Annotated in this window: 17 protein-coding genes and 1 other annotated feature; of the genes, 11 read left to right on the top strand and 6 right to left on the bottom strand. The window is 62.0% G+C overall.

From position 1 onward, the window contains the following. Nucleotides 1–102: 102 nt before the first annotated feature. Nucleotides 103–1,392, top strand: a complete 1,290-nt coding sequence (gene guaA / locus ACTQ4R_RS06935) for a glutamine-hydrolyzing GMP synthase (RefSeq protein ID WP_441627156.1) — start codon at nucleotides 103–105, stop codon at nucleotides 1,390–1,392. A 40-nt stretch (nucleotides 1,393–1,432) separates the two neighbouring features. Here guaA and ACTQ4R_RS06930 read toward each other — a convergent pair whose 3' ends face one another. Then, complete coding sequence (locus ACTQ4R_RS06930) at nucleotides 1,433–2,344, bottom strand: AraC family transcriptional regulator (RefSeq protein WP_441627154.1); 912 nt, start codon at nucleotides 2,342–2,344, stop codon at nucleotides 1,433–1,435. 200 nt (nucleotides 2,345–2,544) lie between these two features. Here ACTQ4R_RS06930 and ACTQ4R_RS06925 point away from each other — a divergent pair, with 200 nt between their 5' ends. Beyond that, the gene (locus ACTQ4R_RS06925; RefSeq protein ID WP_441627152.1) at nucleotides 2,545–3,138 is read left to right on the top strand and encodes a YczE/YyaS/YitT family protein; all 594 of its coding nucleotides are present in this window, start codon (nucleotides 2,545–2,547) and stop codon (nucleotides 3,136–3,138) included. A gap of 40 nt (nucleotides 3,139–3,178) precedes the next feature. Here ACTQ4R_RS06925 and ACTQ4R_RS06920 read toward each other — a convergent pair whose 3' ends face one another. The 3 genes from ACTQ4R_RS06920 to ACTQ4R_RS06910 form a co-directional block, all read right to left on the bottom strand. Further along, nucleotides 3,179–3,565 (bottom strand): metallopeptidase family protein, encoded by a 387-nt coding sequence (locus tag ACTQ4R_RS06920; RefSeq protein WP_441627150.1) that lies wholly within the window; start codon nucleotides 3,563–3,565, stop codon nucleotides 3,179–3,181. Nucleotides 3,566–3,572: 7 nt separating this feature from the next. Further along, complete coding sequence (locus ACTQ4R_RS06915; protein WP_441627148.1) at nucleotides 3,573–5,738, bottom strand: Tex family protein; 2,166 nt, start codon at nucleotides 5,736–5,738, stop codon at nucleotides 3,573–3,575. A gap of 90 nt (nucleotides 5,739–5,828) precedes the next feature. Beyond that, nucleotides 5,829–7,313: a DUF1846 domain-containing protein gene (locus ACTQ4R_RS06910; protein ID WP_441627146.1), complete on the bottom strand. Its 1,485-nt coding sequence runs from the start codon at nucleotides 7,311–7,313 to the stop codon at nucleotides 5,829–5,831. Between the two features lie 258 nt (nucleotides 7,314–7,571). Between ACTQ4R_RS06910 and ACTQ4R_RS06905 the strand changes: the two genes are divergently transcribed. From ACTQ4R_RS06905 to ACTQ4R_RS06885, 5 genes are all read left to right on the top strand, one after another. Further along, complete coding sequence (locus ACTQ4R_RS06905) at nucleotides 7,572–8,846, top strand: adenylosuccinate synthase (RefSeq protein WP_441627144.1); 1,275 nt, start codon at nucleotides 7,572–7,574, stop codon at nucleotides 8,844–8,846. Nucleotides 8,847–8,915: 69 nt separating this feature from the next. After that, nucleotides 8,916–9,071, top strand: coding sequence for a hypothetical protein (locus ACTQ4R_RS06900; RefSeq protein ID WP_441627142.1), 156 nt, complete (start codon nucleotides 8,916–8,918; stop codon nucleotides 9,069–9,071). Between the two features lie 102 nt (nucleotides 9,072–9,173). Beyond that, the gene (gene purB, locus ACTQ4R_RS06895; protein WP_441627140.1) at nucleotides 9,174–10,592 is read left to right on the top strand and encodes an adenylosuccinate lyase; all 1,419 of its coding nucleotides are present in this window, start codon (nucleotides 9,174–9,176) and stop codon (nucleotides 10,590–10,592) included. 159 nt (nucleotides 10,593–10,751) lie between these two features. Then, nucleotides 10,752–11,001 (top strand) — a binding site (T-box leader). Between the two features lie 88 nt (nucleotides 11,002–11,089). Then, complete coding sequence (gene asnB / locus ACTQ4R_RS06890; RefSeq protein WP_441627138.1) at nucleotides 11,090–12,670, top strand: asparagine synthase B; 1,581 nt, start codon at nucleotides 11,090–11,092, stop codon at nucleotides 12,668–12,670. 86 nt (nucleotides 12,671–12,756) lie between these two features. Further along, a complete protein-coding gene (locus ACTQ4R_RS06885) occupies nucleotides 12,757–14,844 on the top strand; it encodes a glutamine synthetase III family protein (RefSeq protein WP_441627136.1) in 2,088 nt (695 codons plus the stop codon). Nucleotides 14,845–15,076: 232 nt separating this feature from the next. Here the strand turns inward: ACTQ4R_RS06885 and ACTQ4R_RS06880 are convergent, their stop codons facing one another. Together ACTQ4R_RS06880 and ACTQ4R_RS06875 are read right to left on the bottom strand one after the other, a co-directional pair. Further along, nucleotides 15,077–15,769, bottom strand: coding sequence for an LrgB family protein (locus ACTQ4R_RS06880; RefSeq protein ID WP_441627134.1), 693 nt, complete (start codon nucleotides 15,767–15,769; stop codon nucleotides 15,077–15,079). Then, nucleotides 15,769–16,137, bottom strand: a complete 369-nt coding sequence (locus tag ACTQ4R_RS06875; protein WP_441627132.1) for a CidA/LrgA family protein — start codon at nucleotides 16,135–16,137, stop codon at nucleotides 15,769–15,771. Before ACTQ4R_RS06875 ends, ACTQ4R_RS06880 begins: the two co-directional genes overlap by 1 nt. Nucleotides 16,138–16,357: 220 nt before the next feature. Here ACTQ4R_RS06875 and ACTQ4R_RS06870 point away from each other — a divergent pair, with 220 nt between their 5' ends. From ACTQ4R_RS06870 to aroB, 4 genes are all read left to right on the top strand, one after another. Further along, nucleotides 16,358–16,909, top strand: coding sequence for a zinc dependent phospholipase C family protein (locus ACTQ4R_RS06870; RefSeq protein WP_441627130.1), 552 nt, complete (start codon nucleotides 16,358–16,360; stop codon nucleotides 16,907–16,909). Nucleotides 16,910–17,225: 316 nt separating this feature from the next. Next, nucleotides 17,226–18,239, top strand: coding sequence for a 3-deoxy-7-phosphoheptulonate synthase (gene aroF / locus ACTQ4R_RS06865; RefSeq protein ID WP_441627128.1), 1,014 nt, complete (start codon nucleotides 17,226–17,228; stop codon nucleotides 18,237–18,239). Between the two features lie 2 nt (nucleotides 18,240–18,241). Beyond that, nucleotides 18,242–19,078 carry a prephenate dehydrogenase gene (locus ACTQ4R_RS06860; protein WP_441627126.1) on the top strand — a complete coding sequence of 279 codons (837 nt, stop codon included), beginning with the start codon at nucleotides 18,242–18,244 and terminating at the stop codon, nucleotides 19,076–19,078. A gap of 40 nt (nucleotides 19,079–19,118) precedes the next feature. Further along, entirely contained in the window at nucleotides 19,119–20,189 is a 1,071-nt protein-coding gene (gene aroB, locus ACTQ4R_RS06855) for a 3-dehydroquinate synthase (RefSeq protein WP_441627124.1), read from the top strand.

Genomic DNA, 20,189 nt, shown 5'->3' with positions numbered 1-20,189 from the left:
TTTTGTCTGTATCTGTCAAAATCGCGATATTTTTGTTGCAGTCTGTACAAATTCTATGGTAGGATATTCCTGTAAAATCCGTAAATTTGACAGGAGGCACTTATGAAGCAGGACATGATTCTGATTCTGGACCTGGGCAGCGAGGAAAATCCCAAAATCGCCCGGGAGATCCGCGCCATGGGCGTTTACACGGAGATCCACGCCCACGATATCACCGCCCAAGAGCTGGCAGCCTTGCCCGGTGTGAAGGGCATCATTCTCAACGGCGGCCCCAACCGGGTGGTGGACGGCGTGGAGATCGACGCAGGCGAGGCTGTCTACGGCTCCGGCCTGCCGGTGCTGTGCGCCGACCACAAGGGCGCTCCCGCCTGGCCCGCTGACGGCACCCTCCGGGAAGCCGCCCTGCGGGACTTCGTGTTCGGCACCTGCGGCGCCCAGGCCAACTGGAACATGGAAAACTTCATTGCCGACCAGGTGGAGCTCATCCGCCGCCAGGTGGGCGATAAAAAAGTGCTGCTGGCCCTCAGCGGCGGCGTGGACTCCTCCGTGGTGGCCGCCCTGCTCATCAAGGCCATCGGCAAGCAGCTCACCTGCGTCCACGTGAACCACGGCCTGCTCCGCAAGGGCGAGCCGGAGCAGGTGGTGCAGGTATTCCGTCACGAGATGGACGCCAACCTCATTTATGTGGACGCCGTGGACCGCTTTTTGGACAAGCTGGCCGGCGTGGCCGACCCCGAGCGCAAGCGCAAGATCATCGGCGCCGAGTTCATCCGCGTGTTTGAGGAGGAGGCCCGGAAGCTGGAGGGCATCGAGTTCCTGGCCCAGGGCACCATTTATCCCGACATCATCGAGTCCGGCACCAAGACGGTGAAGGCCGTGAAGAGCCACCACAACGTGGGCGGACTGCCGGAGGATTTGAACTTTGCCCTGGTGGAGCCGCTGAAGATGCTGTTCAAGGACGAGGTCCGCGCCTGCGGCAAGGCCCTGGGCCTGCCGGACGGCATGGTCTACCGCCAGCCCTTCCCCGGCCCCGGCCTGGGTGTGCGGTGCCTGGGCGCCATCACCCGGGACCGGCTGGAGGCCGTCCGGGAGTCTGACGCCATCCTCCGGGAGGAGTTCGCCAAGAACGGCCTGGAGGGCAAGGTGTGGCAATACTTCACCGCCATCCCCGACTTGAAGAGCGTGGGCGTCCGGGATAACCGGCGGGCCGACGAGTGGTGCGTCATCATCCGGGCCGTCAACACGGTGGACGCCATGACCGCCACGGTGGAGAACGTCCCCTTTGACCTGCTCCAGCACATCACCGCCCGCATCACCGCCGAGGTGAAGGGCGTGAACCGGGTGCTCTTTGACTTGACGCCGAAGCCCACCGGAACCATTGAATGGGAATAACGAACCGCAGGAAGGAGGCGGCCGAAAGGCCGCCTCCTTGTTATGTTTGTTGAGGTTCCCCCGCGGCTCTGCGCCGGTATTCCCGGGGCGTGAGCCCAAAGAGCTCCCGAAAGGCCCGGGCAAAATAACTCATGTGGGCAAAGCCGCACCGGAGGGCGATCTCCGTAACGGCGCAGTCCGTGGCAGTCAGAAGGTCCGCCGCCATTTGCAGGCGGTACTTTTTCACATACTGGATGGGCGTGGTGCCCAGCACGCCCCGGAAGCAGCGCAGGCACTCGCTCTCGCTGATGCTGGCCTGGGCGGCCAGGGTCCGGGCGGTGATCTCCGAGGCGTAGTTTTCCTGGATATAGGCCAGCATCACCTTCACCCGTTCATCCTCCCGCCGGCGCCGGGGTGAGGCCGGCGGCGGAGCTTCGGCGCTGCCGGCGGCCAGGAGCCGCAGCATGCCGCTCAGCTGTTCCCTAAGAAGAAATTCGTAGCCGAAGGGCTCCTCCCGGCACGCCTCCCAAAACCTGTCCATATACGCCAGGGCCTGGGCCGTATGGGCTCCGCCGCCGGGGAACCGGACGCTTGGCAGCGCCGCGTTTTCCACCAGGGGACCGAGGTATTTCCGCCAGAAGATGCCCTCCGTCCCGTTGCACAAAAACTCCGGCAGAAACACCACGGAGTGAAGGAGGCACGCCCCTTCGCCGCCGTTGGCCGCTGCGTGCATGACGCCGCTGTTGATAAACAAAAGCTCGCCGCTGTTTAAAAGCACCTGTTCCCCTGGGAGCAAGACCCGCAGCCGCCCCTCCGCCACACGGATGAGCTCCAGCTCCCGGTGCCAGTGCCAGGCGGCTTCCCGCTCCGTATAGTCGTTGTCATACGCCGCCACCGGCAGAAGGCCGGTGCCGTGGGCACCCAGCTCCGCGCCGTTTTGGGCGGTGCTCACCGTTCTGGACCGCTGGATCATTTTACCGCCTCCGCACTTTGGCTGTTTTGTGCTGTTACTCTGGTGAAAATTTGATATTCTTCTGAATTTCTGCCTGTATAATCATACTACGGCGGACGGCGCTTTGCAAGGGAAGAAAGCCGCCGCCAAGGTTTGATGGACAGGAGGACAGCGGTATGTTCGCTCTTCACGGGCCACTCTGGCGGCGCAGGTGCGCAGTTATGGTCTGCGGCATCGTCATCATGGGAATCGGGGTGTGCCTGTTCCGGCTGTCGCTGATGGGCAACGACCCCAGCAGCGCCATGGTCATGGCCATCGGCAGCCGCATCGGCCAGCCCTTTTCCGTTACGCTCATCGCCGCCAACTCCATCTGGTTCCTCCTGGAGCTTTTCTGCGGCCGGCGGTTCATCGGCATCGGCACCTTTTTCAACTGGTTCGGGGTGGGCGTCTTCACGGACCTGTGGACGGCGGCCATCACCCGCCTGTTTGTTCTTCCCACCTCCCTGGCCGGGCGGCTGGGGCTCATGCTGCTGGGAGTCTTGATTCTGTCCTTCTCCTGCGCCCTGTACCAGACGGCGGACCTGGGCATCGCCCCCTATGACGCCATTTCCATCATCATGGCGGACCGGCTGCCCCTGCCCTATTTTTGGTGCAGGATCCTCTCGGATTCCGTCTGCGCGGTGACGGCCTTTGCCCTGGGCGGGATCGTGGGGCTGGGAACGCTGTTCTGCGCCCTGGGCCTGGGGCCCTTCATCAACTTTTTCACCCGCGCCGCCGCCCGGAAGCTCTGCGGCTGCGCGGGCGCTGTCAGCTGAAAATACCAAAAGGAGGCGGCTTTCGCCGCCTCCTTTTTCGTTATACGTCCTGCCCGTATTCCGCCCGCCACCGCGCCAGCTCCTCCGCGTCCCAGTCGTCCAGGGCGTGGAGCCCGCCGCGTCTTTCCATGTGGTGGGTCAGTTCATGGGAAAAGGTGGTGTACAGCTCGTCCTGCCAGTCGTCCTCGTCCCAATCCTCCTTTTCCGCCAGGGCGGTGAAGGAGCCGTAATAGAGGTTGATATACCGGCCCAGAGCGTCCTCGCAGTACTCCCCCAGAATATACATCTCCCCCGCCGGGAACTCCGGGTCCGGCACCGCCTCCTCCAGCAGGTTCACCCCGCCGTTGAGGCCGTCGAACAGAGCCTCCGGGAACTGCTCCGCCATCTCGTCCAGCAGGTCGTTCACCTGGTCAATGGATAGGACCATGGCCGCCTCATTTCTTTGCCTGGCGCATGGACAAGGAAATGCGCTTTTTCTTCTCGTCCACCTCCAGGACCACCACCTGCACCACATCCCCCACGGAGACCACCTCCGAGGGGTGCTTGATAAATTTATCCGCCACCTGGGAGATGTGGACCAAGCCGTCCTGGTGGACGCCGATATCCACGAACACACCGAAGTCGATGACGTTGCGGACCGTGCCCGTGAGGACCATGCCGGGCTTGAGGTCCTTCATCTCCAGCACGTCGGTGCGGAGGATGGGCGCCGGCAGGTCGTCCCGGATGTCCCGGCCGGGCTTCATCAGCTCCGCCACCACGTCCCGCAGGGTGGGGACGCCCACGCCGATGGCCTCCGCCGCCCTCTCCTCGCCGTAGGACTTCACCTGGGCGGTGAGGTCTGTCAGCTTCCCGGCCTTTACATCCGCCAGGGTGTGGCCGGTCAGCTCCAGGAGCTGCTTGGCGGCGTCATAGCTCTCCGGGTGGACGGCGGTGTTGTCCAGCACGCTTTTGCTCTCCGGCACCCGCAGAAAGCCCGCGCACTGCTGGAAAGCCTTGGGCCCCAGCTTCGGCACCTTTTTCAGCTGAGCCCGGGAGGTGAAGGGACCGTTTTCCTCCCGGTAGGCCACCACGTTTTTGGCGGTGGTGCCGTTCAGACCGGACACCCGCTGCAGCAGGGAGGGCGACGCCGTGTTCACGTCCACGCCCACGGCGTTGACGCAGTCCTCCACCACGCCGGCAAGGGCCTCGTCCAGCCGCTTGGGGGGCATGTCGTGCTGGTACTGGCCCACGCCGATGGCCTTGGGATCGATCTTCACCAGCTCCGCCAGGGGGTCCTGGAGCCGCCGGGCAATGGACACGGCGGAGCGAAGGTTCACGTCGAACTGGGGGAACTCCTCCGCCGCCAGTGGGCTGGCGGAGTACACGGAGGCGCCGGCCTCGGACACGATCATGTAGCTGACGGTCCGGCCCGCCGCCTTCTCCTGGCGGATGAGCTCCACAGCCATCTGCTCCGTCTCCCGGCTGGCGGTGCCGTTGCCGATGGCAATATGCTCTATATTGTACTTTTTGACCATATTATCCAGCGAAGTGATGGCTTCCTGCTTCTGCCGCTGGCCGTAGGTGGGATAGACCACCGCGGTGTCCAGCACCTTGCCGGTGCCGTCTACCACCGCCACTTTACAGCCCATGCGGTAGCCGGGGTCCAGGCCCATGGTGACCTTACCCTTGACAGGGGGCTGCATGAGCAGGGGCTTTAAGTTCAAGGCGAACTGGCCGATGGCCCCTTCGTTGGCCGTATCCGTTAGGACGGAGCGGGCCTCCCGCTCCAAGGAGGGGAAAATGAGGCGGTCATAGGCGTCCTCCGCCGCCGCTTTCACAAACTCCATGGCGGCGCTGCCGGGGACCACCACTGCCCGCCGCAGCGTCCGCAGGGCCAGGTCCCGGTCCAGCTCCACGCTGATTTTCAGCTTTTCCTCCTTCTCTCCCCGGTTCATGGCCAGGACCTGGTGGCCCTGGAGCCGGGAGAGGGCTTGGGAGAAGTCGTAGTACAGGCGGTAGACGGTGTCCTCTTCCGTGGCGGCCACACTGTGGAGGATGCCGTTTTTCATCAGCAGCTCCCGCAGGCGCTTGCGCAGCTCCGCGTCGTCGCTGATGGTCTCGGCCACAATGTCCGCCGCGCCGGCCAGGGCGTCCTCCGCCGTCTCCACGCCCTTTTCCGCGTCCACGTACTTCTCCGCCTCCGCCAGAGGCTCCGGGCAGTCCGGTCCCTGGGCGAACAGCACCTGCGCCAAAGGCTCCAGGCCCTTTTCCCGGGCCACGGTGGCGCGGGTGCGGCGCTTTTGCTTGTAGGGCCTGTAAAGGTCCTCCACCTCCGCCAGGGTGGCGGCCTTGTCGATGGCGGCGGCCAGCTCCTCCGTCAGCTTGCCCTGGGCCTCGATGGCGGCTTTCACCGTCTCCCGCCGCTCCTGCAGGCCCCGGAGGTATTGGAGCCGCTCTTCCAACGTCCGCAGGGACGTGTCGTCCATGGCGCCGTGGAGCTCCTTGCGGTAGCGGGCGATGAAGGGGATGGTGTTGCCCTCGTCCAGCAGGCGCACCACGTTTTCCACATGCTGGGGGAGCTTGCCCAGCTCTTGGGCCAGTTGTTCAATAATAGGGTCCATAACGTTCCTTTCCTGCCGCCCATGCGGCGGCAACAGAGAAAACGACGGTATGCTTTCCAGCAGGAAATCTACCGCCGTTTTTCTGGTCTCTCACTTGTGATACAGCTTCTTCGTCTCGTACCGGGGCTCGCAGCTGACGTTGATGCCCAGGCGCTTTAAGAGCTTTTCGTCCACCTCGCTCAAAATGACGGTGAAGTGGGCGTCGCAGCCTCGGAGCATGGGCAGCTGCTGCTGGGCGTGCTCCGCCAGAGGATTGGTGAGGGCGGAGATGGTCAAGGCCATGAGGACCTCATCCGTGTGGAGGCGGGGATTCTTGTGGCCCAGATACTTGGTCTTGAGGTCGCACACCGGCTCCAGCACCTGGGAGGAGATGAGCTCGAACTGGTCGCCGATGCCGCCCACGGCCTTCAGCGCGTTCAGCAGCAGCGCCGAGGCGGCGCCCAGGGTGTCGGAGGTCTTGCCGGTGACCACCCGGCCGTCCGGCAGCACCATGGCGCCGGCGGGGCCGCCGGTGGTCTCCGCCTTCAAAAGGGCCGCGGACACCGCCGGACAGACGTCTGTCGTGACGCCGGCCTGCTGCATGACCAGCTCCAGCTTCCGCACGGGCTCATCGCCGCACTTGCCCTGGAGCTTTTCCACGCACGCGGTGTAGTACCGCCGCAGGATCTCCATCCGGGAGGCGGCACAGCAGACGGCGTCGTCCACAATGCAGTTGCCCGCCATGTTGACGCCCATATCCGTGGGGGACTGGTAGGGGGAGCTGCCCTGGATCTTTTTGAAAATGGCGTTGAGCACCGGGAATATCTCCACATCCCGGTTATAGTTGACAGCGGTCTTGCCGTAGGCCTCCAAATGGAAGGGGTCGATCATGTTCACGTCGTCCAGGTCCGCCGTGGCGGCCTCATAGGCCAGGTTCACCGGGTGCTTGAGGGGCAGGTTCCAGATGGGGAAGGTCTCAAACTTGGCGTAGCCGGCGGTGATGCCCCGCTTGTAGTCGTGGTACAGCTGGCTGAGGCAGGTGGCCATCTTGCCGCTGCCGGGGCCGGGAGCCGTCACCACCACCAGGGAGTGGCTGGTCTCGATATAATCGTTTTTGCCCAGGCCCTCGTCGCTGACGATGTGGGGCACGTCGGAGGGGTATCCGGCGATGGGATAGTGGCGGTAGCAGCGGATGCCCAGCGCCGCCAGCCGCTTCAAAAAGGCGTCCGCCGCCGCCTGGCCGTTGTACCGGGTCAGCACCACGCTGCCCACGAACAGCCCCATCCCCCGGAAAATGTCGATGAGGCGCAGGACGTCCTCGTCATACGTGATGCCAAGGTCCCCCCGGACCTTGTTCTTCTCAATGTCCGCCGCGTTGATGGCAATGACGATCTCCACGTCGTCCTTGAGCTGCTGGAGCATGCGGATCTTGCTGTCTGGCTCAAAGCCCGGCAGCACCCGGGAAGCGTGGTAATCGTCGAACAGCTTGCCGCCGAACTCCAGGTACAGCTTGCCGCCGAACTGGGCGATGCGGCGCTTGATCTGCTCTGACTGGGTGGTCAGGTATTTCTGATTGTCAAATCCAATGGCTGTCATATGTGCACGACCCCTCTTCGCGTATTTTCCGCAGGAAAGTATATCATAACTTTTCCCCTTTGAAAAGAGCGGTCCGCGGCCCGCGCCGCAAATTTCCCTTTCCCGGATACCTTCCGCCGGAAAACATTAGGTAAATTTATCTTGATTATTATGACTTTGTTCTTTACTTATGGGGAAACTCCCGATATAATAACTTAGGTTTGGGACCTGTTTTTCTCCCAACTGTATTTGTATACTGAAACCGGGAGGTTTTTCATTATGTCAAATTGCGCCATCGTAGGCATCAACTGGGGCGACGAGGGCAAGGGCCGCATGGTGGACCTGCTCACCAGCGACTATGACGTGGTCGTCCGCTACCAGGGCGGCGGCAACGCCGGCCACACCGTGGTCAACGAGCTGGGCAAGTTCGCCCTGCACCTGCTGCCCTCCGGCATTTTCCGCCAGGGCGTGGTGAATATCCTGGGCAACGGCGTGGCCCTGGACTGCGAGAACCTGTGGACGGAGATGCAGGACATCGCCAGTCACGGCGTCGCCATCACCCCCGACAACCTGAAGATCAGCGACCGCGCCTCCCTGCTGCTGCCCTGGCACCGGGACCTGGACGGTCTGGAGGAGGCCCGCCTGGCCGACAAGAAGTACGGCTCCACCAAGCAGGGCATCGCTCCCTTCTACTCCGACAAGTACCAGAAAAAGACCGTCATGGCCGGTGAGCTGCTGTATCCGGACAAGCTGTGGGAGCACCTGGAGGGCATCCTGGAGTGGAAGAATCTGACGCTGGAGAAGGTCTACGGCGCCAAGCCCTACACGCTGGACGACCTAAAGGCCTGGGTGGCCGATTACGGTGAGAAGATCAAGCCCTTCATCTGTGACACCGGCGCCTTCCTGCGCCAGGCCCAGAAGGATGGCAAGCACATTTTGTTTGAGGCCCAGCTGGGCTCCCTGCGGGACCTGGACTACGGCATTTATCCCTACACCACCTCCTCCAACCCCATCGCCGCTTACGCCCCCGTGGGCTCCGGCTTCCCCGAGGCCAAGCTCGACAAGATCGTGGGCGTGGTGAAGGCCTACTCCTCCTGCGTGGGCGAGGGCCCCTTTACCTGCGAGTGGTTCGGCGAGGAGGCTGAAAAGCTTCGGGAAGCCGGCGGCGAATACGGCGCCAAGACCGGCCGTCCCCGCCGGGTGGGTCCCATCGACATCGTGGCCACCCGCTACGGCATCCAGTGCCAGGGCGCCACGGACATCGCCCTGACGAAGCTGGATGTCCTCAGCTACATGGACAAGGTCCCCGTCTGCGCCCGCTATGAGCTGAACGGAGAGCAGATCGACTACTTCCCCTTCCCCGCCGTCCTGCCGGACGCCAAGCCGGTGATGGAGTACATGGACGGCTGGAAGTGCGACATCTCCGGCGTCCGCAAGTGGGAGGACCTGCCGGAGGCTGCCCGGCGGTACGTGGAGTATGTGGAGGCCCAGATCGGCTGCCGCATCACCTATGTCTCCGTTGGTCCCGAGCGGGATTCCATCATCATCCGCTGACCGGCGGGCCCGTCCCCGCCTCAAAATACACGCCGGACAGCTCCGGCGCCGGAATCGGGAGACACCGTCATGATTCTTTTGTGGATCGTATCCATCATTCTCTCCGCCCTGTTCATTTTTCTGAAGGCCTGGGACATGGCCGTGTTCGGCGTTTTCTTCTTTGTGTTTTCCAGCATTCAGCTGGTACGCAGCCGCCGGAACCGGGATCAGGACAAGAAGGACTGAGCGCACGCCCTTTTCGCCTCCGGCGAAAACCACGCAAACCAGCGGGAGGCATCCGTAAACGGATGCCTCCTAACTTTTTATAGGAAGAAAGGTTGACCTCATATGTCTAAAGACCGTTACGAATCCCCCCTGGCGTCCCGGTACGCCTCCCAATTCATGCTTCATCTGTTCTCCGCCGACATGCGCATCCAGACCTGGCGAAAGCTCTGGGTGGCCCTGGCCCGGGCGGAGCACAACTTAGGGCTCCCTGTCACCGCCGAGCAGGTGGCGGAGCTGGAGGCCCACCTCACCGACATCGATTACGAAATGGCCGCCCAGCGGGAAAAGGAAGTCCGCCACGACGTCATGGCCCATGTGTACACCTACGGCAAGGTTGCTCCCTCCGCCGCCGGCATCATCCACCTGGGCGCCACCAGCTGCTACGTCACCGATAACGCCGACCTCATCATCTACCGGGAGGGCCTGCGGTATCTCCGGGGCGAGCTCATCGCCGTGCTGGCCAACCTCTCCAAGTTCGCCGACGCCTATAAGGCCACGCCCACCCTGGGCTACACCCACTATCAGCCCGCCCAGCTGGTGACGGTGGGCAAGCGGGCCACCCTGTGGATGCAGGACCTGCTGGCCGACCTGGAGGAGCTGGACTTCGTGCTGGACAATATGAAGTTCCTGGGCTGCCGGGGCACCACCGGCACCGAGGCCAGCTTCATGGACCTGTTCGAGGGCGACGGCGCCAAGATCGACGAGATGAACCGCCAGATCAGCGCCGAGTTCGGCTTTGACAAGTGCTTCCCCGTCTGCGGCCAGACCTACCCCCGGAAGGTGGACAGCCGCATTTTGAACTGCCTTTCCTCCATTGCCCAGAGCTGCTACCGCATGGCCAACGACATCCGCCTGCTCCAGCACGACCGGCAGGTGGAGGAGCCCTTTGAGAAAAACCAGATCGGTTCCTCCGCCATGGCCTACAAGCGCAACCCCATGCGCTCCGAGCGCATCTGCTCCCTCAGCCGCTACTTGATGGCCGACGCCATGAACGCCCCCATGACCGCCTCCGTCCAGTGGCTGGAGCGGACCCTGGACGACTCCGCCAACCGCCGCATCTCCATGCCGGAGGGCTTCCTCTGCGCCGACGCCATTTTGCGTCTGGCCCAGAACGTCACCGACGGCCTCCATGTGAACGAAAAGGTGGTGGACGCCACGGTGCGGGAGTACCTGCCCTTCATCGCCACGGAGAATCTGATGATGGAGGCCGTGAAGCGGGGCGGCAACCGCCAGGAGCTCCACGAGATCATCCGCACCTGCTCCATGGCCGCCACGGCCAAAATGAAGGAGGGCGAAAAGTGCGACCTTCTCAGCCGTCTGGCGGCGGAGCCCGCCTTCGGCATGACCGAGGCGGAGATGGAGGCCGTTTTGACCCCCAGCGCCTACATCGGCCGCTGCCCGGAGCAGGTGGATGCCTTCCTCCGCCAGGTGGCGCCTCTGCTGGACCAGGCCAGCGGGGAAAAGCCGGAGATCAACCTGTAAGCCCCACAGGGACGCCTGTTTTTTGTGAAAAGCAGGCGTCCCTGTTCGATTCTATGCACCGTCTCAAAATATAAAGGAAAAAACTTTTCATTTTGTATGTTTTGACGTTGACAACTGTCCGCCTCCGGTGGTAAACTCCAAACATCAATTAAAACATCGACAACGGCGTTGATGGAGAAAAGTACCGCAGAAGTTCCGTTTCAGTGAGCGGGAGACAGTGGAAACCCCGTACAAAGAATCTGCGCGAAGAACACTCCGTAGCTGCAATCTGAACGCGGTTTCCGCTAGTAAGTGCGACGAGTTGTGATCGTTACATCACACGGGCTTGTTGGAGCCTTGAAGGTGACCGTCCCTGTCAAAGGGGAGGTAAATTAGGTGGCACCGCGGATAGCAGCTATTCGTCCTAAAATTTTTAGGAGATAGCTGCGTTTTTTGTTATGTGCCGTTTTTCCGCCCCTCCGGAGCCGTTGGCGGCACAAAATTTGGAGGTGCTTGATATGTGTTCCATCATGGGTTTTTCCAAAAAGACCTACACCAAAGAAGAGATCCGCCCCTATTTTGACCGCACCAAGTCCCGCGGCCCCGACATGAGCCGCATCATCGAGACCCCGTCCGGCTACCTGTGCTTCCACCGTCTGGCCATCATGGGCTTGACGGAGGCCGGCATGCAGCCCTTCGAGCTGGACGGCGACTACGTGGTCTGCAACGGCGAGATCTACGGCTTCCGCCCCTTGAAGCGGCAGCTGTCCGAAAAATACGAGTTCAAGAGCGGCAGCGACTGCGAGATCCTGCTCCCCCTGTTCCATGAATACGGCCTGTCCATGTTCTCCCGCCTGGACGCCGAGTTCGCCCTCATCATCTACGATTCCATGACCGACTCCCTGGTGGCCGCCCGTGACCCCATCGGCATCCGGCCCCTGTTCTACGGCTACGACAAGGACGGCGCCATCATGTTCGCCAGCGAGGCCAAAAACCTGGTGGGCCTGTGCGACGAGGTATGCCCCTTCCCACCCGGCCACTATTACGCCTACGGCAAGTTCATCCGCTACGCGGACCTGACCACCGTGAAAAAGTACACCACCGACGACCTGGAGACCGTGTGCCACAACATCCGCAACAAGCTCATCGCCGGCGTGGATAAGCGGCTGGACGCCGACGCCCCTCTGGGCTTCCTGCTCTCCGGCGGTCTGGACTCCTCCCTGGTGTGCGCCATCTCCTCCCTCATTTTGGGCAAGAAGATCCGCACCTTCGCCATCGGCATGGACAAGGACGCCATCGACTTGAAGTACGCCCGGGAGGTGGCCGATTTCATCGGCGCCGACCACACCGAGGTCTATATGACCCGCCAGCAGGTGCTGGACTCCCTGGAGGAGGTCATCGCCATGCTGGGCACCTGGGACATCACCACCATCCGGGCCAGCATGGGCATGTACCTTTGCTGCAAGGCCATTCACGAGCAGACCGACATCCGGGTGCTGCTGACCGGCGAGATCTCCGACGAGCTGTTCGGCTACAAGTACACGGACTTCGCCCCCAGCGCCCAGGCCTTCCAGGACGAGGCCAAAAAGCGGGTGGATGAGCTGTACATGTACGACGTGCTGCGGGCGGACCGCTGCATCTCCGTCAACTCCCTGGAGGCCCGTGTCCCCTTCGGCGACCTGGACTTCGTGAAATACGTCATGAGCATCGACCCCCAGCTGAAGCTCAACACCTACAACATGGGCAAGTACCTGCTGCGCCACGCCTTTGAAAACGACCATCTGCTGCCGGACGACATCCTGTGGCGCCAGAAGGCCGCCTTCTCCGACGCCGTGGGCCACTCCATGGTGGACGACCTGAAGGCCTACGCCGAGGAGAAGTACACCGACGAGGAGTTTGAGACCCTCCGCCACAAGTACGACTACTGCACTCCCTTCACCAAGGAGAGCCTTCTGTACCGGGAGATCTTCGAGAAATACTATCCCGGCCAGGCGCCCATGATCAAGGATTTCTGGATGCCCAACAAGAGCTGGGAGGGTTGCAACGTCAACGATCCCTCCGCCCGGGTTTTGGCAAACTACGGTGCCAGTGGTCAATAATCGCCGTCATTTTTATAGGTATTACCTATTGAATCTCCCTCATTTTATGATAGGATTCTTATTAAGATAAATAGGAGGATAAACGTATGAGTACCACCCTAAAACTCCCCGAGCTGTTCGGCAGCATGGTCTTTAACGAGGAGACCATGAAGGAGCGTCTTTCTTCCGCCTCCTACAAGGCCTGGAAGAAATGCGTTACCGAAGGCACTTCCCTGGATATCTCCACCGCCAACGAGATCGCCGAGGCCATGAAGCAGTGGGCCGTGGAAAAGGGCGCCACCCATTTCACCCATTGGTTCCAACCCATGACCGGCGTCACCGCCGAGAAGCACGACAGCTTCATCTCTCCCGCAGGCGGCGGCAAGATCATCATGGAGTTCTCCGGCAAGGAGCTGGTCCGGGGCGAGCCCGACGCTTCCTCCTTCCCCTCCGGCGGCCTGCGCGCCACCTTTGAGGCCCGCGGCTACACCGCCTGGGACCCCACCTCCTTCGCTTTCATCAAGGAAGGCTCCTTGTGCATCCCCACCATCTTCTGCTCTTACTCCGGCCATGCGCTGGATAAGAAGACCCCTCTGCTGCGCTCCATGGACGAGGTCTCCCGCCAGGCCATCCGCATCCTGCGGCTGTTCGGCGACACGGAGACCAAGCGCGTCACCGCCCAGGTGGGCCCCGAGCAGGAGTACTTCCTCATTGACAAGGAGCTGTACAACAAGCGCGAGGACCTGCGCATGACCGGCCGGACGCTGTTCGGCGCCAAGCCGCCCCGCGGCCAGGAGCTGGAGGACCACTACTTCGGCGCCATCAAGCCCCGGGTCGCCGCTTACATGAAGGAGCTGGACGAGACGCTGTGGTCTCTGGGCGTCCTCTCCAAGACCAAGCACAACGAGGTGGCCCCCTCTCAGCATGAGATGGCCCCCATTTTCTCCGACGCCAACACCGCCTGCGACCACAACCAGCTGGCCATGGAGGTCATGAAGAAGGTGGCCGACAAGCACGGCCTGGTCTGCCTGCTCCATGAAAAGCCCTTCGCCGGCGTCAACGGCTCCGGCAAGCACGACAACTGGTCCCTGGGCACCGACACCGGCAAGAACCTGTTCAAGCCCGGCTCCACCCCCAGCCAGAACGCCCAGTTCCTGCTGTTCCTGGCCGCCTTTGTCAAGGGCGTTGACGAGTACCAGGATTTCCTGCGGGCCACCGTCGCCTTCGCCGGCAACGACCACCGTCTGGGCGCCCAGGAAGCGCCTCCCGCCGTTTTGTCCATTTTCCTGGGCGACGAGCTCAACGGCGTGGTCCAGTCCATCATCCAGGGCACCGAGTTCAAGGAGGCCGGCAAGCGCAACCTGCAGATCGGCGTGGACGTGCTGCCCGCCATTCCCCAGGACAACACCGACCGCAACCGCACCTCTCCCATGGCCTTCACCGGCAACAAGTTCGAGTTCCGCATGCTGGGCTCTTCCCAGTCCATCTCCGGTCCCAACATCGCTCTGAACACCATGATGGCCGAGGAGCTGAAGCAGTTCGCCGACCAGCTGGAGGGCTCCTCTGACTTCCAGGCGGACCTCCACGCCCTCATCAAGAAGGTTTTTACCGAGCATCAGCGCATCATTTTCAACGGCAACGGCTATGACGACGCCTGGATCGCCGAGGCGGAGAAGCGGGGCCTGTGCAACCTGACCTCCACCGCCGACGCCCTGCCCATGTACACCGCCAAGAAGAACGTGGACCTGTTCGTCAACCACGGCATCTACACCGAGGCTGAGATCCGCGCCCGTGCCGAGATCCACGTGGAGAACTACTCCACCGTCATCGCCATCGAGGCCAACACCATGGTGGATATGATCCGCCACGACATCCTGCCCGCCGTCTCCGCCTACGCCACCGACCTGTGCGAGCGGGCCGACAGCAAGAGCGCCCTGGGCGTGAGCAGCAAGTATGAGACGGTCACCGCCAAGAGCGTGGCCGAGCTCACCGACACCCTGCTGGATGCCTGCGACAAGCTGGAGGCCGATGTGGCTGCCACGCCCGCCGACGCCAAGGAAGCCATGGCTTACAGCCACGATGTCATCCTGGCCGACATGACCGCCGCCCGCGCCGCTGCCGACAAGCTGGAGACCATCACCGCCAAGGAATACTGGCCCTTCCCCGTGTACTCCGACCTGCTGTTCTCCGTGTAAGGTCTTTGCGGACGCCTGCGCGTCCCCCACTTCCTTTTGAAAAAACGAGCGCAATGGAGCGTGCGGTTCCCCTCCCGCCTTTTCATTGCGCTCGTTTTTTTATAAACTTTAGGAGAGTACCGTTGCTGCGGTTCACCTTCCCCATTGTTCCCCTCTTTCTTTTCTTTTTTCACAGTGCGGAAAAGTCCCCGGTCTTTTTCAGGCCGGGGACTTTTCCATACTTTTATTATCCCTATGACAGCAGGAAGTCAAAAAACAGTGCCAGCACCGTGGTAACGATGCCGCACAGGCCGATGGCAATGCCGCTCATGGCCCCCTCGGTCTCTCCCAGCTCCAGGGCCTTGGCGGTGCCCATGGCATGGCTGCAGGCGCCGATGCCCAGGCCCGCCTCCACCGGGTCCTTCACCCGGAACAGCCGGATCATCAGCGGCACGCTTAGGTTGCCCACGATGCCGGTGAAGATGACCGCCACCACCGTGATGGACACGATGCCGCCGTGCCCCTCCGCGATGGCGGAGGCGATGGGGGTGGTGACGGATTTCGGCAGAAGAGAGGCCGTCAAGGCGGTGTCCAGCCCAAAGGCCCGGCACAGTCCCCATACGGAGAGGACGGAGGTCACCGCCCCCACGGTGCAGCCTACCAGCACCGGCAGCAGATTCTTCTTCAGCACGTCCAGCTTGGCATAGACAGACACGGCCACGCACACGGTGGCGGGAGACAGGAAGAGGTTGATCATGCTGCCGCCCACATAGTAGTCCTCATAGGAAATGTCAAACACCGTCAGTACGGCAATGATCATCAGTGCCGCCAGCACCAGGCCGTTGCACACCACAAGGCCGCTCTTTTTTTGGATCTTCATGCCGAGAACGTAGGCCAGCACCGTCAGCGTAACGCCGAAAAAGGGAGAGCGCAGCAATTCCTCCATCACTTTTTCCTCCCGTTCATCACCCGGATGGTCAGCCGCACCGCCAGCACTGTGGCGGCAAAGGTAATGACCATGGATACCACGCAGATCACCACCAGCGCCACCAGGTTGTTCCGCAGCACGTCCGTGTACTTCATGATGGACACCACCGCCGGCACGAAGAAAAAGGGCAGATTGGCCAGCAAAAAATCGGACTTTTCCTGAATATGCTCCGTCTTTACCACCCGCAGCACCAAAAGCGCCAGCAGCAGCACCATGCCGATGATGCTGGCGGGCATGGTAAAGGGCAGGGCCTGCTCGATACACTGGCTGATCCAGCAGATGCCGAAAATAATTCCGATCTGAGTCAAGAGTTTCAAAACGATCACCTGTTTTCCAAAGGTTCTTTCCTATTTTAGAAGCCCCGCCGCCGTAAGTCAAACCCCCGGCCCATCTTTGCCGCAAAATTCAGCGTTTCGCTGCAAGTTCCGGCAAAGGTTCCCTTTTCTCCTGTTCACATTTATTTTCATGTTCCGGCTATTGCTTTTTACACGGCAACCATGGTATACTTTTTGCGTTGTGGAACTCTGTCCCGGAGGTGTTGTCCCCATGCAGAAACGCAGTCACAAGCTCCTGGCATCCATGCTGCTGCAAAGCCAGCATGGCTTCGCGGCCCGCCGCTATGAGCTAGCCTTTCTGTTCGGTTCCTTTCAGCCGGACTGCAATCCCCTGTCGTATCTGAAGGGCTCTCTGCGGGCCAGGAAATTCCGGGGACACAATTTCTCCAACTCGCAGCTCTATATCAACGCCCACATCGCCCGCCTCCGCCAGTGCCGGAGCTGGACCACCTGGCAGTACTATACCCTGGGCAAGCTGACCCATTATCTGGCGGACGCCTTTACCTATCCCCACAACGAAACCTATCCGGACAGCCTCATGGCCCACCGGCAGTACGAGGACGAGCTCCGGATGTATCTGGCGGAATATTTGCAGCAGCGCACCCTCCGCAGTCAACAGTTCCGGGAGGATCTGGAGGCCGCTATCAGTGAGCTTCACCGCCAATATCTGGAGAGCCGGGGCGACCTGCAGCGGGACGTGCAGTATATTCTGCAGGCCACGGCCATGCTGATGGCAGGCTGCTGTCCCAGCGCCGCCGTGTGAACAAATGTCCGTCACATCTGTGAAAAATACTCATAATTTTTTTCGTTGTTTGTCAGAATTGTCACTTTTCTTTTGGCAAGCGGAGTGTTATTCTTTAAATATCTAAAGAGCTTGAAAGGACACCGTCATGATCAACATCGCACGCGCAGCTGAATACCGCTACTTTAGCTTTACCTACTTTTATGGTAAGGCTTATTTCGGTTGTGCTGAAAGCGTGTGCGCTCGAGTTTGACAGTGTCAAAAACTACCAGTGCATGATTGCCCGCAGCCAACCGGCTGCGGGTTTTTTTTGTACGATTTTTAGGAGGAATTTAATATGATCGTCGTTCTGAAACACAATCCCAACCGTGACCAGCTGGAAAGCCTCATCACCTGGCTCCAGGAAAAGGGCATCATCATCCACACCAGCATCGGCGAGGCCAACACCATCCTGGGCCTGGTGGGCGACACCTCCAAGCTGGATATCGACCTCATTGCCGCCCTGGACATTGTGGAGGACGTGAAGCGGGTCCAGGAGCCCTACAAAAACGCCAACCGCAAGTTCCACCCCGAGGATACGGTGGTAAAGGTGGGCAACACCCAGATCGGCGGCGGCACTCTGACCATCATGGCGGGCCCCTGCTCCGTGGAATCCGAGGAACAGGTGGTGGCCATCGCCAAGGCCGTGAAGGCCAGCGGCGCCACCATGCTCCGGGGCGGCGCCTTCAAGCCCCGCACCTCCCCGTACTCCTTCCAGGGCCTGGGCGCCACGGGTCTTGAATACCTAAAGGTCGCCCGCCAGGAGACCGGCCTGCCCATCGTCACGGAGCTGATGGATTTGAGCCAGCTGCCTTTGTTCAAGGATGTGGACGTCATCCAGATCGGCGCCCGCAACATGCAGAACTTCGATCTTTTGAAGGCCGTGGGCAAGCAGGACAAGCCCGTTATGATCAAGCGGGGCATGTCCGCCACCTATGAGGAGTGGCTCATGAGCGCTGAGTACGTCATGGCCGGCGGCAACGAAAACGTCATCCTCTGCGAGCGGGGCATCCGCACCTTCGAGTCCTACACCCGCAACACGCTGGACCTGGCGGCCATCCCCGTTCTGCGCAAGCTCACCCACCTGCCCATCATCATCGACCCCAGCCACGCCACCGGCAAGAGCTGGCTGGTGGAGCCCCTGGCCATGGGCGCCGTGGCCACCGGCGCCGACGGTCTGCAGATCGAGGTCCACAACGACCCCGCCCACGCCCTTTGCGACGGGCCCCAGTCCCTAAAGCCCGAGGTGTTCGACAGTCTGGCCCGGAAGCTTTTGAAGCTCCATGAGGCCATGAAGGGTCTGGAGGACTGAACATGAATGTGGGAATTGTCGGCCTGGGGCTCATTGGCGGCTCCATGGCAAAAAGCATCAAGGCCCGCACCGCCGACACCGTTTGGGGCGTGGACCTAAACCATGAGACCATGACCCTGGCCCGGATGTGCGGCGCCATCGACGCCCCGCTGACGGAGGAGAACATCCCTCAGTGCGACATCCTGCTCATCGCCATCCGTCCCGCTGCCGCCATCGAATGGGTGAAGCGCCACGCGCCCCTCATCGCCAAGAGCGCCATCGTGGTGGACCTGTGCGGCGTGAAGCGGGTGGTGGTGGGCGGTATCGCCCCCGTGGCGGAGCAGTACGGCTTCGCCTACATCGGCGGCCACCCCATGGCCGGCAAGGAGCGGGGGGGCTTCACCTCCGCCACCGACGACCTGTATGTGGGCGCCTCCATGATCTTGACGCCGGACAAGCGGACGGACATGCAGCTGCTGGAGACCCTAAAGACCTTCTTCCTGGACATCGGTTTCGCCGGCCTCACCTTCTCCGACCCGGAGGAGCATGACCGCATCATCGCCTACACCTCCCAGCTGGCCCACATCGCCTCCAGCGCCTACGTAAAGTCGCCGGAGGCCCAGCGCCGCCGTGGCTTCTCCGCCGGCAGCTTCCGGGACATGACCCGTGTGGCCCGGCTGGACGAGGACATGTGGACGGAGCTGTTTTTGGACGACGCCGACTACTTGACCAAGGAGCTGGACGTGCTCATCGCCAATCTGACGGAATTCGCCGACGCCTTGAAGGCCGGAGACCCAGAGACGCTCCGCGCCCTGCTGAAGGACGGCCGGGAGAAAAAGGCCACCGCCGGCGGAAACTGAGTTCGCCGCCACCCAATCCAACGAAGAAGGAGTACCCCCTATGTCTGACTCCATCCGCACCATCCAAGTCCATACCCGTCCCGCCTATGCCGTCACCATCGGCAGTGGGCTGCTGTCCCGCTGCGGGCAGCAGCTGCGGGACGTGCTGCCCCTGTGCCACGTTGCCGTCGTCACCGACAGCACCGTGGCGCCGCTCTATCTGGAGACGGTGAAGCAAAGCCTTGCTGCCGCCGGCTTCACTGTCAGCTCCTATGTGTTCCCCGCCGGTGAGGCCCACAAAAACCTGGAGACCCTGGCCGGCATCCTGGAATTCTTGGCGGAGGCCCACTTGACCCGCACGGACTGCGTGGCCGCCCTGGGGGGCGGCGTCACCGGGGACATGGCGGGCTTTGCCGCCGCCGCGTACCTGCGGGGCATCCGCTGCGTGCAGCTGCCCACCACCCTCCTCTCCGCCGTGGACTCCTCCGTGGGCGGCAAGACCGCCATTGACCTGAAGGCCGGCAAAAACCTGGCGGGCGCCTTCCTCCAGCCCGCCGCCGTGCTGTGCGACACGGACTGCCTTGCCTCCCTCCCCGCCGCCATGTTTGCCGACGGCGCCGCCGAGGCCATCAAGACCGGCGTCCTCAGCGACGAGAGCTTGTTCTCCCTGTTTGAGACCGGCCGCCTGGAAACGGACCCGGGGTCGGTCATCGCCCGGTGCGTCCAGTACAAGGCCGGCGTGGTGGAGCGGGACGAAAAGGAGCAGGGTGAGCGCCGCCTTTTGAACCTGGGCCACACCGTGGGCCACGCCATTGAAAAATGCAGCGGCTACGCCATCCCCCACGGCCACGCCGTGGCGGCGGGCCTCGCCATCATCGCCCGGTCCGCGGAGGCTCTGGGCTGGACGGAGGCGCCCATCGCGGGGCGCATCGCCGCCTGCCTTGCGAAAAACGACCTGCCCACCGGCACGGCGTATTCCGCCCAGGCCCTGGCGGACGCCGCCCTGGCGGACAAAAAGCGTGCCGGCGGCGACATCACGTTGGTCATTCCCAAACGCATCGGCGTCTGCGAGCTGAAAAAGGTGCCGGTGACGGAGCTGCTGCCCATCATCGCCGCGGGATTGGAGGGCTGA

This window comes from Dysosmobacter sp. Sow4_B12 (assembly GCF_052116665.1).
Taxonomy (GTDB): Bacteria; Bacillota; Clostridia; order Oscillospirales; family Oscillospiraceae; genus Oscillibacter.
The sequence above is the reverse complement of the archived record's forward strand: the minus strand, read 5'-3'. Positions and strand labels throughout refer to the sequence as shown.

What these genes read in the sequence shown, in the direction of transcription:
- guaA (WP_441627156.1), top strand. Translation starts at nt 103, where the DNA reads ATGAAGCAGGACATGATTCTGATTCTGGACCTGGGCAGCGAGGAAAAT.
- ACTQ4R_RS06930 (WP_441627154.1), bottom strand. Translation starts at nt 2,344, where the DNA reads ATGATCCAGCGGTCCAGAACGGTGAGCACCGCCCAAAACGGCGCGGAG.
- ACTQ4R_RS06925 (WP_441627152.1), top strand. Translation starts at nt 2,545, where the DNA reads ATGGTCTGCGGCATCGTCATCATGGGAATCGGGGTGTGCCTGTTCCGG.
- ACTQ4R_RS06920 (WP_441627150.1), bottom strand. Translation starts at nt 3,565, where the DNA reads ATGGTCCTATCCATTGACCAGGTGAACGACCTGCTGGACGAGATGGCG.
- ACTQ4R_RS06915 (WP_441627148.1), bottom strand. Translation starts at nt 5,738, where the DNA reads ATGGACCCTATTATTGAACAACTGGCCCAAGAGCTGGGCAAGCTCCCC.
- ACTQ4R_RS06910 (WP_441627146.1), bottom strand. Translation starts at nt 7,313, where the DNA reads ATGACAGCCATTGGATTTGACAATCAGAAATACCTGACCACCCAGTCA.
- ACTQ4R_RS06905 (WP_441627144.1), top strand. Translation starts at nt 7,572, where the DNA reads ATGTCAAATTGCGCCATCGTAGGCATCAACTGGGGCGACGAGGGCAAG.
- ACTQ4R_RS06900 (WP_441627142.1), top strand. Translation starts at nt 8,916, where the DNA reads ATGATTCTTTTGTGGATCGTATCCATCATTCTCTCCGCCCTGTTCATT.
- purB (WP_441627140.1), top strand. Translation starts at nt 9,174, where the DNA reads ATGTCTAAAGACCGTTACGAATCCCCCCTGGCGTCCCGGTACGCCTCC.
- asnB (WP_441627138.1), top strand. Translation starts at nt 11,090, where the DNA reads ATGTGTTCCATCATGGGTTTTTCCAAAAAGACCTACACCAAAGAAGAG.
- ACTQ4R_RS06885 (WP_441627136.1), top strand. Translation starts at nt 12,757, where the DNA reads ATGAGTACCACCCTAAAACTCCCCGAGCTGTTCGGCAGCATGGTCTTT.
- ACTQ4R_RS06880 (WP_441627134.1), bottom strand. Translation starts at nt 15,769, where the DNA reads ATGGAGGAATTGCTGCGCTCTCCCTTTTTCGGCGTTACGCTGACGGTG.
- ACTQ4R_RS06870 (WP_441627130.1), top strand. Translation starts at nt 16,358, where the DNA reads ATGCAGAAACGCAGTCACAAGCTCCTGGCATCCATGCTGCTGCAAAGC.
- aroF (WP_441627128.1), top strand. Translation starts at nt 17,226, where the DNA reads ATGATCGTCGTTCTGAAACACAATCCCAACCGTGACCAGCTGGAAAGC.
- ACTQ4R_RS06860 (WP_441627126.1), top strand. Translation starts at nt 18,242, where the DNA reads ATGAATGTGGGAATTGTCGGCCTGGGGCTCATTGGCGGCTCCATGGCA.
- aroB (WP_441627124.1), top strand. Translation starts at nt 19,119, where the DNA reads ATGTCTGACTCCATCCGCACCATCCAAGTCCATACCCGTCCCGCCTAT.